The organism is Pseudarthrobacter chlorophenolicus A6, from assembly GCF_000022025.1.
GTDB classification, from domain to species: domain Bacteria; phylum Actinomycetota; class Actinomycetes; order Actinomycetales; family Micrococcaceae; genus Arthrobacter; species Arthrobacter chlorophenolicus.
This window is the reverse complement of the sequence record NC_011886.1, coordinates 1,422,950-1,437,115: the sequence shown is the minus strand read 5'-3', so window position 1 is coordinate 1,437,115 and position 14,166 is coordinate 1,422,950. Positions and strand designations below refer to the sequence as shown.

Genomic DNA, 14,166 nt, shown 5'->3' with positions numbered 1-14,166 from the left:
GGGCTAGCTCACCGCCAGCGGCTGGTCGGAGAAGATGTTCCGGATGACGCCGTTGGCCCACTCCAGGATTTCGGCGTCCTGCAGGTCCCGGCCACCGATCCGGGCCGTCTTCGGCTTGGGGATGAGGATGGCGTCCAGTGCCGGCTTGGACTGGGACCCTGGGTACATCCGGGTCAGCCGCATCACTTTGGACTCGGGAAGCGATGCCGGCGCGAACTTGATGAAGTTGCCCTGCAGCGCGACATCGGACAGCCCTGCTTCGCGGGCCCCCACCCGGAAGCGCGCCACCTCCACCAGGTTCTGCGCGGGCAGCGGCAGCTCACCGTAGCGGTCCACCAGCTCGGCCTTGACCTCGTCGATGGCCTCGTTGGTCAGGGCCGCGGCCAGCTTGCGGTACGCCTCCAGCCGCAGCCGCTCCCCCGGGACATAGTCATGCGGCAGGTGCGCGTTGACCGGCAGCTCGATCTTCATCTCGGCGGCCTTTTCCTCGGCCTCGCCGCGGAAGTCCGCCACGGCCTCGCCCACCAGCCGGATGTACAGGTCGAAGCCCACCCCCTGGATGTGGCCTGACTGCTCACCGCCCAGCAGGTTTCCGGCGCCGCGGATCTCCAGGTCCTTCATGGCCAGCTGCATGCCTGCGCCCAGTTCGTTGTGGGCAGCCACGGCCTTGAGCCGTTCCAGGGCCACCTCGCCCAGCGGCTTCTCCGAGGGGTACAGGAAGTAGGCGTAGGCGCGTTCGCGGCCACGGCCCACACGGCCGCGGAGCTGGTGCAGCTGGGACAGCCCGTACTTGTCCGCGCCGTCCACGATCAGGGTGTTGGCATTGGAAATGTCCAGGCCCGTTTCGATGATGGTGGTGCACACCAGGACGTCGAACCGGCGCTCCCAGAAGTCCACGATGATCTGCTCCAGGCGGCTCTCGGACATCTTGCCGTGCGCCACCTCCACCCGGGCTTCAGGCACCAGCTCACGGATCTTGGCAGCGGTCCGCTCGATGGTGGACACCCGGTTGTGGACCAGGAACACCTGGCCTTCACGCATGAGCTCGCGGCGGATGGCGGCCGAGGTCTGCTTGTCCGTGTACGGGCCGACGTAGGTCAGCACGGGGTGCCGCTCTTCCGGCGGCGTAGCCAGGGTGGACGTCTCCCGGATGCCGGTCAGGGACATCTCCAGGGTCCGGGGAATGGGGGTGGCGCTCATGGCCAGGACGTCCACGTTGGTGCGCATCTTCTTCAGCGCTTCCTTGTGCTCCACGCCGAACCGCTGTTCCTCGTCCACGATCACCAGGCCGAGGTCCTTGAACTCGAAGTCCTTGGACAGCAGCCGGTGGGTGCCGATCACCACGTCCACCGCGCCGCTCTTCACGCCCTCGGCGGTCTCCTTGGACTCCTTGGCGGACTGGAAGCGGGAGAGCGGCTTGACCCGCAGGGGGAAGCCGGAGAAACGCTCGGTGAACGTCTCGTAGTGCTGCTGGGCCAGCAGCGTGGTGGGCACCAGGACGGCCACCTGCTTGCCGTCCTGAACCGCCTTGAACGCAGCACGGACGGCGATCTCGGTCTTGCCGTAGCCCACATCGCCGGAGACCAGCCGGTCCATGGGGATTTCCCGCTCCATGTCCGCCTTGACCTCGTTGATGGTGGTCAGCTGGTCCGGGGTCTCCACGTACGGGAAGGCTTCCTCGAGCTCCCGCTGCCAGGGGGTGTCGGGGCCGAAGGCGTGTCCGCGGGAGGCCATCCGGGCCGAGTACAGCCGGATCAGCTCGCCGGCGATCTCCTTGACGGCCTTGCGTGCCTTGGACTTGGTGCTGGCCCAGTCCGCGCCGCCCATCTTGCTCAGGACGGGGGTGTCCCCGCCCACGTAGCGGGTCACCTGGTCCAGCTGGTCCGTGGGGACGAACAGCCGGTCACCGGGGGCTCCCCGCTTGGACGGCGCGTACTCCAGGACCAGGTATTCCCGGACGCCGTCGCTGCCGCCGGCTACCTTGCGCTGCAGGAGCTCAACGAAGCGGCCAATGCCGTGCTGTTCGTGGACCACGTGGTCACCCGCCACGAGCTGCAGGGGGTCGACGGCGTTGCGCCGCTTGGAGGGCATGCGCCGCATGTCCTTGGTGGACCCGGCCGAGGTGCGGCCCAGCAGGTCGGCTTCGGTGAGCAGGCCCAGTTTCAGCCCGTCCAGGACGAAGCCGCGGCCGACGGCGGCAGTGGTCACCTCGATGATGCCCGCCTGGGGCTCGTGCTCGAGGCTGTCCACGCGGGCGCAGGGGATGTCGTTTTCGTGGAAGAGTTCCGCCAGGCGCTGGGCCGGGCCGGGGCCTTCGGTGGCCACCACGATCCGCCACTGGTCGCGGACATGCGAGCCGATGAAGGCCATCATTTCCGCAACGTCGCCCTGGTAGCCGCGCGGTTCGCGGGCGTGCAGGTTCAGGACGTCGATCTCGGGGAGGAGTTCCGCGTCCTGCGCCAGCGACGTGATGGACCACCAGGAAACGCCGTGCCCCAGGGCTGAACCGCGGGTCTCCGAGAGCGAACGGAAGCTCGCCGAATGCAGCGCCGCCGATGCCTGCGAGCTAAGGTCCAAAGGCGCGGCACCGCCGTCGGACGCGGTGGACCACGCTGCCTCAAGGAATTCCTCGTTGGTGGCCGACAGGTCATGTGCCCGGGTGCGCACCTTTTCGGGTTCGATGACGACGGCGATGGACTCCGCCGGCAGCTGGTCCACGAAGGGCACCATGGCGTCCACCAGCACCGGTGCCAGGGATTCCATGCCTTCGACCGCGATACCGCCGGCAATTTTTTCCAGCATGTCCGCGGCAGCAGGCAGCTCAGCCTTCAATTTCGCCGCCCGGGACATCACGGACGCGGTGATGAGGATTTCCCTGCAGGGCGGGGCATGCAGTTCCGTGGGGTGGTGGATGCCGGGGGCTGACAGCGAGCGCTGGTCCGCCACGGCGAACCAGCGCATCTGGTCCACCTCGTCGCCAAAGAACTCCACGCGGATGGGGTGGTCCTCAGTGGGCGGAAAGACGTCGATGATGCCGCCGCGGACCGCGAATTCGCCGCGGTGGGTGACCATGTCCACACGGGCGTACGCGGCGTCGGCCAGGCTTCGGACCACGTCGGTGAAGGGAACGTCCTGCCCCACCTTCAGCGTGACCGGCACCAGATCTCCCAGCCCGGCCACCACCGGCTGGACCACGGCGCGGACGGGAGCCACCACCACGCGCAGCCGCTCCGCCGTCGAACTTTCCGGATGCGCCAGGCGGCGCAGGACCGAGAGCCGGCGCCCCACGGTGTCCGATCGGGGAGAGAGTCGCTCATGCGGGAGGGTTTCCCAGCTGGGGAACTCGGCCACGGAGTCCGCGGGGAGGTAGGCACGCAACGCCGCCGCCAGGTCTTCTGCCTCGCGGCCGGTGGCGGTGACCGCCAGCACCACGCCGGGGTCTGCCGCGCCTTCCTGCCCTGCCGCGGCGGCCGCCAGGCCATCCGCCATCTCCGCGAGCAGCACCGGCCGTAATCCCGCGGGCGCGCTGATCTGGTAGTCCTGTCCCCTTACGGCGAACCCGCGTCCGGCCTCAGCCCGGACACGGGCGAAAGACTGGTCCGGGGCCAGTGCACGGCGCAGCCCATCGAGCGTGGGGCCGTGCGTGGCGGTAACGGGAAGGCTCATGACAGCTGCTCCTGGGGTATTCACGGAAGATCGCAGGCAACGCGAAAACCCGAAATTCGCTGCGAATCCCGGGTAACCCCAGCCTACCGCGCACCGGTGACATTCAGGTTTGGACAGATTTTCCAACGTCCGCGCTGACACGGGCGCCGTGACCCGGGCGGGGCTACGCTGGCAGGGCCGGACCTTTTCCGGGAGCGGCCGTCCATAACGGCGGCGGCTCCGAACTGCTAAGGCAGAACACCGCTGAGGACGAACAGGAGCCAGCATGACCGGAGACAGCACCACAGATTCGCCCGTACCGGGCCACGGGGCCGCAGCCGCGCCCCGAACGGTCCTGGTCACCGGGGCCACCGGCTACATCGGGGGCCGCCTGGTGCCCAAACTCCTGGAGGCCGGCCACACCGTCAAGGTGCTGGTGCGCTCCCCGGACAAGATCGCCGGAGTGCCATGGCGGAACCAGGTGGAGGTAGTGCAAAGCAGCCTGGACGACGGCGATGCCCTGCGCCAGGCGCTGGCCGGCGTCGACGTCTTTTACTACCTGGTCCATTCGATGGCCGCCGGGGCGGGCTTTGAGTCCAAGGAACAGGCCATGGCCCGCACTGCCGCCGAAGCCGCGGTGGCGGCCGGAGTGGGCCGGATTGTCTACCTGGGCGGGCTGCACCCCAAGGGCGTGGAACTGTCCACCCATATGCGGTCCCGGGAAGCGGTGGGCCAGGTATTCCTGGACAGCGCGGTGGATGCCATCGTTTTCCAGGCAGGCGTGGTGATCGGATCAGGCTCGGCGTCCTTCGAAATGATCCGGCACCTCTCCGAGACGCTGCCCCTGATGCCGGCACCCAGCTGGGTGCGCAACCGGATCGAGGCGATCGCCGTCCGCGACGTCCTGTACTACCTGGTTGCCGCCGCGTCCCTGGAGGGCACCATCAACCGGACTTTCGATATCGGCTGCCGCCAGGTGCTGACCTACGCCAAGATGATGCAGGAATACGCTTCGGAGGCCGGGCTGCCCTACCGGGTGGTGCTGGCGCTGCCCATTCCCGCGCCCAAGCTGGCAGGCATCTGGGTGGCACTGACCACGCCCATCCCGTGGTCCATGGCGGTCCCGCTGGTCCAGTCGCTCCAGCATGACGCGGTGTCCGACGAGCACGACGTCGACGGGTACATTCCGCAGCCCGACGGCGGCCTCACCCCCTACCGCACAGCCGTGGCCCTGGCCCTTGGCAAGGAGCGGGACGGACAGGTGGAGACCACCTGGGCGAATGCCGGCGCGGATTCCGACCCGCTGCCCAGCGACCCGGAATGGGCGGGGCACAAGGTGTACATCGACGAGCGGACCTTCCACGGTGACGTGGACCCTGCCCGCGTGTGGACGGTCATCGAAGGGATCGGCGGCCGGAACGGGTGGTATTCGCTGCCGCTGGCCTGGCAGGTCAGGGGCTGGCTGGACAAGCTCACGGGCGGAGCCGGGCTGTTGCGCGGACGCCGCCATCCGCACACCCTGCACGCGGGCGAAGTAGTGGACTGGTGGCGGGTGGAGAGCATCGACAGGGGCAAGCTGCTTCGCCTGCGTGCCGAGATGCGGGCGCCTGGACGGGCCTGGCTGGAGCTTTCCGTGGAACCCGACGGTGACGGAAGCCGCTACCGGCAACGGGCCATTTTCTTCCCGAAAGGCCTCAGCGGCAGGCTGTACTGGCTGGCTGTGCTCCCCTTCCACAGCTTCATCTTCCCGGCGATGGCACGGAACATTACGGCCGCTGCCCAGGAGCTGGCCGATGCGGAGCGGCCGGCCGCAAACCCGTAGGATGTTTGGAGCCTCATCCGATCGCGACGTCCCAGGAGGACCCATGGCCCTGAGCGCCACCACCACCGTTCCGCACCCCGTTGACAGCGTTGCCGCTGTCCTGGTGAACGAGGATTTCCAGCGCCACGTCAGCCAGCTGGTAGGCGGAAACCTGGAATCGTTCACCGTTGACGGTGACATTGCCGGCGCCTTCAGCGCCACATTGGTGCGGACGCTGCCCACCACCCGCCTTCCCGAGATCGCCCGGAAGTTCGTCGGCGAGAACCTGAAGGTGACCCAGGTGGAGACCTGGGATGCCCCGGCCGCCGATGGCTCCCGCAAGAGCAACATTTCCCTGAAGGTTGCCGGTGCCCCCGTTGATGTGACCGCTGTCCAGCGCCTGGTGGCCGAAGCCACCGGAACGCGGGTGGAGCTGGAAGGCGAGGTCAAGTCCTCGGTACCGTTCCTGGGCGGCAAGATCGCCGACGCCGCCGAGCCCATGGTGGCAAAGGCATTGAACCTGCAGGCCACCCAGGCGCAGGCCTGGCTCGAAAGCCACTAGTTCATGCAGCTCCCTGTCTTTGCCGCGCTGGTCCTGATCATCGCCGGTGTTTGGTCACTGGCCGTCTGGCCGCAGTTCCTGCGCCGGGTCATGAAGGATCCCCGCGCACGTGATGCCGCCGGAAAAGCCACCAGGTTCCTGACGGTGCACGTGGTCCTGGTCAGCATCTCGATGGTGCTGGGAGCGGCGACCGCCCTCATCGGCGTGCTGGGGCTGCTGGGTTAATACCCCGCTCCCGTTTTAACCCAAGAGGTCCACTTCCCACCGGGAAGCGGACCTCTTGGTATTTATGGGGCAACGCGTGATCGCGGGCACTGCGTGTTCGCGGATAGGCGGCGCGCTTTGCGCCCAGCCCGGTCAGGACGCTTGGTTGAGGGCATCCTCCGCGGCCACCCAGGAAATCATGGCGCACTTCACTCGGGCCGCATACCGTGCCACGCCCTCAAACGCGGCGGCGTCCCCCAGCAGTTCAGGATCGGCCGGGACCTTTCCCCGCGACCTGAGCACCTCGCGGAAACTGTCGATCACGTCGTGCGCCTCAGCTACGGTCAAGCCTTCGGCGAGGTCGCTGAAGACCGATGCCGAGGCCATGGAGATGGAGCAGCCGGCGCCGTCCCAGGAAACCTGGGCCACCTTCCCGTCGGCCACGGCCAGCCGCAGGGTCACCTCGTCGCCGCAGACCGGGTTCAGCTGGTGGGACTGCCCGGTGGAAGCTCCCTGGGGGGCCGGGGTTTCGGCCAGGCCGCTGCCGTGCCGGGCCTTGGAGTGGTCGAGGATAATCTGCTGGTACAACTGGTCAAGGCTCATTGCATACCTTCGGTTTCTGGCGGCTAAGCGCGGAAGTAGGCCCGCACGCCGGCCACGGCGTCCAGGAACTGGTCTACGTCGTCGGTGGTGTTGTACAGGTAGGCGCTGGCGCGGGTGGTGGCGGTCAGCCCCAGCCGGCGGTGCAGCGGCTGGGCGCAGTGGTGGCCTACCCGGACGGCGATGCCCATCGAGTCCAGGAACTGTCCGACGTCGTGGGCGTGGACGCCGTCGACGTCGAACGCGGCCAGCCCGATCCGTTCCTCACCGGCTGCCGGGCCCAGTACCCGGATCCCGGGAAGCGCCTCAAGGCCTGCAACCATGCGCTGGCCAAGGTCCATTTCCCACCGGTGGATCCGGTCCAGGCCGGTCTCCGTGAGGTAGTTGGCGGCGGCGGCCAGGGCAACCGCCTGCGAAATGCGCTGCGTGCCTGCCTCGAAGCGCTGCGGCGCCGGGAGGTATTCGGCCCGTTCCATGGTGACCGTAGTGATCATTGAGCCGCCGGTGAGGAACGGTGGAAGGATATCCAGGAGTTCCTGCCTGCCGTACAGCACGCCGATGCCTGTGGGCGCGAGCATCTTGTGGCCGGAGAAGACAGCGAAGTCCACGTCCAGCTCTTTGACGTCCAGGGGCATGTGCGGCGCGGACTGGCAGGCGTCCACGACCACCAGGGCATTGGAAGCGCGGGCCAGGGCCACCAGTTCACGGACCGGATTGATGGTTCCGAGGACGTTGGAGGCGTGCGTGAAGGCCAGCACCCTGGTACGGCTCCCGATGATTCCTGCAGCCTGCTCGAGGCTGAGCCGGCCGGCATCGTCGATGGGCAGGTAGCGGAGCGTCGCACCGGTGCGGAACGCCAGTTCCTGCCACGGGATGAGGTTGGCGTGGTGCTCCATTTCGGTGACCACTATTTCGTCGCCCGGTTTCAGGGCAAGGCCCTTCAGTGCAGAGTTTCCGCGGCCCTGGGCGGCCCATAGCGCGGCGTTGGACAGCGCGTAGGAAATAAGGTTGAGGCCCTCTGTGGCGTTGGAGGTCCAGACGGTTTCGGAATAGTCCGCGCCGATGAGGTCCGCCACGGTCTGGCGCGCGTCTTCGAAAGCCTCGGTGGCTTCGACCGCAAGGTGGTGGGCGCCCCGGTGCACTGCGGCGTTGCGCTGCTCGTAGAACTCCTGCTCGGCTTCGATCACGCTGAGCGGGTTCTGGGACGTTGCCCCGGAGTCAAGGTAAATCAGCTGCTTGCCATTGACCGTCTGGTTGAGGACCGGGAAGTCGTTGCGGATGCGGAGGACCTCGGCGTTGTCCATGACCGGAACGGACCGCTCCAGGGTGGCGGGCGTTGATACTACGGCCAAGACGTGCTCCTTGAGATGCCAGCGGTTGACACTCAATTGTCCCACAGCACGGCTGTGGCGGCCGCCCGGAGGGGTCAGCCGCCACAGTCGCTCCGGGCTTCAGCCCGCGGAGCGGAGGGCCGGCGACGGCTGGGGGGAGAGTCTCGGTCTCAGAAGACTCTGACGTCGCCGGCCCCGTCTCGGTCCGGCCGCGTGGGCCGGAAGTTCAATGAGGCCTTGATGTGTTTCGGCAATCCGTGCGGCTCTTTGCTGCCGTGTGCTTTGCCTCCTTAAGTAAATCCCGCGGGGCCGGCGCGCACACGAGTAGGGTGTACTCGAATTCCGGCGGGTGCCACTACGGGGACACTGAGTGTCGATACCCGCCGCGCCGCGAGCGCGCTGCAAGGCATGGCGTTAACGCAGGGCCACTGGTGGCTTCGGATCCTGCAGGGAGGCGCGCGGAGTCAGTACTTCCGTCCAATGAGTGGCCGGGTGCGCGGCCTGCGCGGAAATCTGCTGCGTGACGGCGGCAGCTAGCGGGGAAGGGCCGTTTCCAGTTCGTCGCGGCTCCGGACGCCCAGTTTGACGTAGGTGCGGTACAGGTGGCCTTCGACCGTACGGACGGAGACCATGAGGCGCTGTGCTATTTCGCGGTCCGTGAGGCCCTGGACGGCCAGTTCCACGATGTCCTGCTCCCGTCGCGTGAGGTGAACGGTGGGAGCCGCCGCGATGAACCGGCCTTCGCGGAACCGCTCCCCCAGTTCGTGGTCGCACTTTTCGCGCTGCGCCACGGCCTGCCGGGAGCGGCGGCGCTCCCCCGCCTGGTCAAGGACGGCACCGGCACGGGCGTAGGCCTCGCGGGCAAGGTTGACGAAGCCGGATTCCTCCAGCGACGCGGCTGTCGCCATCAGGGCGTCGCCATCGGCGGCTTCCCACGATGTGGCAAGGGTCAGCATTGCCTCGGCCCAGCGCCCCTGCAGTCCTCTTGCTGCTTCCTGCACCATGGGAATGACGGAGGGGTCCCCCAGATCCCAGCACATGGCCAGGAGTTCGAGCAGCTGGCCGGCCCGGCCAGCTGCTTCAGTGGTGGTCATCAGCGTGTGCAGCGATGCCAGTCCCTTGCCGTCGTGTGCAAGGTATTCTCCGGCGGCCATCGCGTAGCCGCGGGCCAGGAGGTCGGCGGGACCGCCGGCCATGGCGTCCGCATAGTCCTGTTCCAGCCGCTTGGCCTGCGCGGCGTCCCCCAGCCGCGCAGCAACGTAGTACCCCAGTGCGGAGCCGAAGCCGAACAGCTGCAGGGGGTCGTTAAGGCGCAATGCCTCCACGGCCGGGAGCAGCACCTGGTAGGCCCGTTCCATCCGGCCCTGGCGCAGCAGTGAGTATCCGCGCAGCACCTGCAGGCTGCCGTTGAACGTGGCCACTCCTGCAGCGTGGGCGGCGGCGTAGCTGTTGAGTTCCCGCTCCGCGGACTCCCACTCGCCCATGGCCAGGTAACAGCTCACCAGCCTGCCGAGGACGAATTCCGGGAAGAAGTACAGGCTGTCCTCCAACGGAGACAGCTCGGACGCGGCGCGAAGGGCGGCGTCAAGGCCGTCGCCGGGGCGGCCCGCCGCCGCAAGTGCGTGCGCCAGCAACGCTTCCCCCAGCGCCGCCATAGGTTCCGCCTTGGTTTCGGAGAGCCCCGGGACCCTGATGCCCTCCACCTCTTCCGCGAGTGCCTGGAAGTCCGCTTCGGCTCCCGACTGGAGCAGGCGCAGCAGCTGTGCCGGCCAGCCGGGACCTGCCTCCCCGGCCTGGGAGACGTGGCCGAGCACGTCGTCGGCCACGGCTGCCAGGGACTGCCCGGCCGCTTGGTGGGCCGATACCCGCAGCAGGAGGACGGCCGGCCCCTGTGGATCATCGGCGAGCGGTGCCCAGCACTCGTCGAGGAGGGCTGCGGCGTCAGCGTAGGCGCCTTCGTTGTAGAGCGCCCTGGCCTGGATGGCCTGCGCGAGCGGCAGTGCTGCCGGGTCCTGGATCCGGGCTGCGATGGACCGGGCGCTGTCATTCCGGAAACGCAGGAGTGCTTCGCGGGCGGACTCCAGCATGTCCTCCTCGGACACTTTGACTCCAACTTCGATGGCCCACTCCACGGACCGCAGCCGCCCCTCACCGCGAAGGACCGTGCCGTTCTGCCGGGCACGGATCTTCTCCTGCAGCTGAAGGCTGCGGGAGACCGAGATGGTGTTCCTGATGGCGTCGGAAAAGAGGCCGTTCCACAGGGACAGCTCGGCCGGCACCCCTGACGTTTCGACGGCCATCTGCTGGTCCAGCAACGAGCGGACCACCGGCGCCCCGCAGATTTCTTCGATGACCTTGCGGCCCACCGGACCCGCCAGTGCGATGAGCTTGAGCGCTTCCTGCTCCTCGGGGTTGCGCCGCAGGTGGTCCTTGGCCACCACGGCGGTGAGCCGCGGTCCGTCGGCGGGCAAGGCACCCAGGAGGATCCAGATCCCGTTGCGCTTCGAGAGGATTCCCGCTTCGGCGGCATCGTGCAGCAGCGCATCGAGGAGCCGGGGGTTCCCGCCCGAAGCTGCCCACACAGCCTCAATGGTGGCGGCGGGAACAGTACCGTCCAGCAGGTGGGCCAGGACTTCTTCGATCTGCTCCCTGTTCAGCGGCCGCAGGTCCACGCGTTCGGCGAGCCCGTCATACCAGAGCTGGTCCAGCGGCTGGGGCAGTCCCGGACGCGGCCTCGCCGCCGCCACCACGGTGGCCCAGCCAGCCGAAATGAGGTCCGCGACCACTCCGGCGGACGCTTCGTCAAGGTAATGGGCGTCGTCCAGCACCATCAGCACGGGCGCGCTGTTCCCGGCGCGCAGCTTCTCGAAGTAGCTCCACATGGACCGGAGCACCGCCACCGGGGAGACGGATTCCTCGGCAGTAAGGTCGCCGGTGTACGGCGTCAGGACGCCGAACGGAACCGCCGCAAGGGCTGAGCTGCCATGGATCCGCAGGATGTTCAGCTCGTCCGCGAGGCGTTCGGAGATGGCGTCAGCCAGGGACGACTTTCCAATACCGGGGCCGGCCATGACGAACACCGCCTGGCTGGTGCGGTTCCGGACGATGTTGCAGATCCTGTCCAGCGGCTCGCGGCGTCCTGTGAGGACCCTGCCTGCTGCTGCTTTGTGGCCGTTAGACGAGTCCAGTCAGATCACCCCTGGAGGTTACGCCGAGCTTGGTGAAGACCTGGTACAGATGGCCCTCAACAGTCCGGACTGACACGCCCATTTCCAGGGCAATGTCGCGGTTGGATGCACCCCGGCCCGCAAGCCGCGCTATTTGCCGTTCCCGGCTGGTCAGCAAAGGGCTGCCGCTGCTGGGCACAATGGGGAGGTTCGCAACCGTGGTGGCCAGGATGTCCAGGCGGGCCTGGGCCGTGCGGGCCGAGATCGAGTCGCCGTCCTGGCGCGCGAAGTCCACCGCGAGGGCCATGCACCGCGCCTCGACGGCGTCCAGCTCCAGGGTGGCGGCCAGCTCACCGCCGGCCAGGAGGGTCTTGGCATCCTTGGTACGGCTGCCCAGCGCAATGAGCCGGGAAACCTCGGCCAGCGGACCCTGGCGGCGGCCGGCAATGTCTTCGAGCACCCGGAAATCGGCATCGCTGCCGTTGACCGTGGCCGCCAGCAGTTCGACGCCTGCAAGGGTGTGGAGGCCCGCGGCGAGGTTACGCCGGGCGGATTCCTTGAGCCGGGCCACGGAGTCTGCGTCGTTCAGCCAGCGGCCGGCCGTCAGTGCGCAGAAACGGATGATGCTTTCGTCAGCGAAGCCGGCGGCTGCAGGGATGCGTTGCAGCTTGCCCAGGTACTTGCGGGCCTGGGGAGCGTTCCCCGTCTGTGCGTAGGCCAGGGCGGTGGCGGCATAGGTGTACCGGAGCGCCGTCTGGACGGGTTGGAGTTCCAGCTGCGCCCCGGCGGAGATCAGCAGGTCCAGGGCCGCGGCGCCACGTCCTGCGAAGACGTAGGCTATGCCGGCACCCAGCTCGCTGGAAGCTGTCCCGTAGGGCAGCTTGTATGGTTCGTCCGTGCTCTGGGGGCCAAGGAAGTCCAGGCACCGCCGCCACTGCCCCGCCAGCAGCAGCACCATGTAGGACTCTTTGGTGTACTGCTCCCGCAACCCCACCACGTGGGAGGCGTCGCTGATCTGGCCGCCGAGCTGGCGCATCAGGCCCAGCGCGTCCATTTCGCGGCCGGTGAGCACCAGGGCGGTCATCAGCAGGATCGCGGCGTGCATGCGGTAGCCGGTGTCCGGGTTCAGGGCGGGATCGGCCGCGGCTTCAAGATCAGGAATCAGTCCGGCGTAGTCGCCCATGAAGGCCCGGTACTCGAACGCGCTCAGGGCCACCCGGTTGGCTGCGACGGCGGCCGGGTCGGGCCAGGACGGCGGCTCGGCCCCGGTGCCGGCCAGCAGGCGCTCCCGGGCTTCGGCGAGCAGTGACGGCACTTTGTCCGCGTGCTCTGGCAGGCCCATCATCACCTTGGCCCTGGCCGCGACAACCTGTGCGTACTCGTCGACCTCGAGGGCGTCCAGCTCCGGTTGCGAAATGTCCTCAAGGGCGGCCAGTGCCTGGTCCGGCATGTCCAGCTGAAGGTAGGCGGCCGCGCGCTGCCGCTGGGCAGGAACCCATTCCCGGTCTCCGCGGCGGAGCAGTTCGCCGTAGGTCAGCGCGAAACGCGGGTCGAACAGTTGGACCGCGGCCTCGGCTGCCGAAAGAGCCAGGGCGGGGCTCAGTTCCGCCTCGCACTCATGGGTCCAGGCGGCAAAGGCCATCAGCTCTTCGACCGTCATGCCCGCCGGGTCCGGTTCCACACCTCCCAGCAGCACGGCACGCAGTTCGCGGCGCCGGGCGATGCTCAGCCAGGTCCGGACGACGTCGCCGATGTATTTCTCGCGCAGTGATACCCAGCGGTGGTCGGAATCGTCGATTTCTAGGAGTCCGCCGTCCTCCATGTCCGCCACGACATCGGCGCCGTAGATCGAGGTCAGCCGGGACAGCTCGACGCTCCGGGCGCAGCAGAGCATTTCGATGACTTCGCGGGTTTCCGGGGTTTCCCGCGACCAGCGGGAGCGGACAATATCGTCCAGGCTGGCGGCGCCGTCGAGGACTACTTTGTCGCGCAGGGTCCAGACGGAGTCGGACAGCACCAGGTTGCCGGACAGTTGCTGTTCGGTGACCAGTGCCTTGAGCAGCAGTGGATTGCCTCCCACCATCTGGTGGTAGGTGGTGACCAGGGACGCGGACACACGGTGGCCCAGCAGTGAAAGGAGCACCTGCCGTGTCTGGATCTCATTGAGGTTGCTGAGCCGGACCTCCGTGAGCCGCCGGTCCGTAAGGAGCCAATGGAAGTCGGCGGGGAGGTCGCTGATCTTGGGTGCCACGGCGACGATTTTGGCGGTCCCGGTCAGGAGCACGTTGAGGAGCACGCCGGCGCTGAGATCGTCGATGGTGCCGGAGGTGTCCAGCGTGATCACGCAGGGCCGGCCGGCGGCGTCACTGCGGATGAGGGAGGTGATGCCGCGCAGGATGGCGGTGGGCGAGCCCATATAGGCCTGCGGGAGGCGGGCAAGGAGGAAGGACAGGCAGCCGTAAGGGGTGGTGGAACCGGCGGGTCCGCTGCGGAGCTGCAGCGACCAGACGTCCGGACCAAGGTCCGTGACGGCGGCACGGGCGAGGGACGATTTCCCAACGCCCCGGCCGCCGGTGATGACGACGCCCAGCGAGTGGTCTGCGGTCAGTGCGGTGCGGACAGCCTCAAGGTTGGCGCTGCGGGCGGGCACGGACCATTGCGGCCCAGGGCTGCCCTGGGCCGGAGTCCGCAACCCGACGTCCAGGGGTGCTGGCCCGCGCCCCCAGCTGAGTGGCTCGATTGACATGAACGTTCCCCTACATCCAGCTATAGCGGGATGTAGCCCCTTTGCTCCCCCGCATAGCAAGAAGAGTACCTTGCCCGGCGGACAACGAGACAGGTCAAAGCCACTTTAAG

Annotated in this window: 8 protein-coding genes; 3 read left to right on the top strand and 5 right to left on the bottom strand. The window is 67.9% G+C overall.

What is annotated here, in order from left to right:
* Window positions 1–3 precede the first annotated feature (3 nt).
* Window positions 4–3,666, bottom strand: coding sequence for a transcription-repair coupling factor (gene mfd, locus ACHL_RS06525; protein WP_015936512.1), 3,663 nt, complete (start codon window positions 3,664–3,666; stop codon window positions 4–6).
* A 265-nt stretch (window positions 3,667–3,931) separates the two neighbouring features.
* Between mfd and ACHL_RS06520 the strand changes: the two genes are divergently transcribed.
* Genes ACHL_RS06520 through ACHL_RS06510 form a run of 3 tightly spaced genes read left to right on the top strand, consistent with a single transcriptional unit; the run spans window position 3,932 to window position 6,233 of the window.
* The gene (locus ACHL_RS06520; protein ID WP_015936511.1) at window positions 3,932–5,467 is read left to right on the top strand and encodes an SDR family oxidoreductase; all 1,536 of its coding nucleotides are present in this window, start codon (window positions 3,932–3,934) and stop codon (window positions 5,465–5,467) included.
* Window positions 5,468–5,510: 43 nt separating this feature from the next.
* Window positions 5,511–6,008: a DUF2505 domain-containing protein gene (locus ACHL_RS06515; RefSeq protein WP_015936510.1), complete on the top strand. Its 498-nt coding sequence runs from the start codon at window positions 5,511–5,513 to the stop codon at window positions 6,006–6,008.
* Between the two features lie 3 nt (window positions 6,009–6,011).
* Window positions 6,012–6,233 carry an SCO4848 family membrane protein gene (locus ACHL_RS06510; RefSeq protein WP_015936509.1) on the top strand — a complete coding sequence of 74 codons (222 nt, stop codon included), beginning with the start codon at window positions 6,012–6,014 and terminating at the stop codon, window positions 6,231–6,233.
* Window positions 6,234–6,365: 132 nt separating this feature from the next.
* On the opposite strand, the gene sufU is transcribed toward ACHL_RS06510, so the two are convergent.
* The 4 genes from sufU to ACHL_RS06490 form a co-directional block, all read right to left on the bottom strand.
* Complete coding sequence (gene sufU, locus ACHL_RS06505) at window positions 6,366–6,815, bottom strand: Fe-S cluster assembly sulfur transfer protein SufU (RefSeq protein WP_015936508.1); 450 nt, start codon at window positions 6,813–6,815, stop codon at window positions 6,366–6,368.
* Window positions 6,816–6,838: 23 nt separating this feature from the next.
* Entirely contained in the window at window positions 6,839–8,164 is a 1,326-nt protein-coding gene (locus ACHL_RS06500; RefSeq protein WP_015936507.1) for an aminotransferase class V-fold PLP-dependent enzyme, read from the bottom strand.
* Between the two features lie 512 nt (window positions 8,165–8,676).
* The gene (locus ACHL_RS06495) at window positions 8,677–11,331 is read right to left on the bottom strand and encodes a LuxR C-terminal-related transcriptional regulator (RefSeq protein WP_407681028.1); all 2,655 of its coding nucleotides are present in this window, start codon (window positions 11,329–11,331) and stop codon (window positions 8,677–8,679) included.
* Window positions 11,318–14,056 (bottom strand): helix-turn-helix transcriptional regulator, encoded by a 2,739-nt coding sequence (locus ACHL_RS06490; protein WP_015936505.1) that lies wholly within the window; start codon window positions 14,054–14,056, stop codon window positions 11,318–11,320. Before ACHL_RS06490 ends, ACHL_RS06495 begins: the two co-directional genes overlap by 14 nt.
* Between the last annotated feature and the right edge of the window lie 110 nt (window positions 14,057–14,166).

What these genes read in the sequence shown, in the direction of transcription:
- ACHL_RS06510 (WP_015936509.1), top strand. Translation starts at nt 6,012, where the DNA reads ATGCAGCTCCCTGTCTTTGCCGCGCTGGTCCTGATCATCGCCGGTGTT.
- sufU (WP_015936508.1), bottom strand. Translation starts at nt 6,815, where the DNA reads ATGAGCCTTGACCAGTTGTACCAGCAGATTATCCTCGACCACTCCAAG.
- ACHL_RS06520 (WP_015936511.1), top strand. Translation starts at nt 3,932, where the DNA reads ATGACCGGAGACAGCACCACAGATTCGCCCGTACCGGGCCACGGGGCC.
- ACHL_RS06515 (WP_015936510.1), top strand. Translation starts at nt 5,511, where the DNA reads ATGGCCCTGAGCGCCACCACCACCGTTCCGCACCCCGTTGACAGCGTT.
- ACHL_RS06490 (WP_015936505.1), bottom strand. Translation starts at nt 14,056, where the DNA reads ATGTCAATCGAGCCACTCAGCTGGGGGCGCGGGCCAGCACCCCTGGAC.
- mfd (WP_015936512.1), bottom strand. Translation starts at nt 3,666, where the DNA reads ATGAGCCTTCCCGTTACCGCCACGCACGGCCCCACGCTCGATGGGCTG.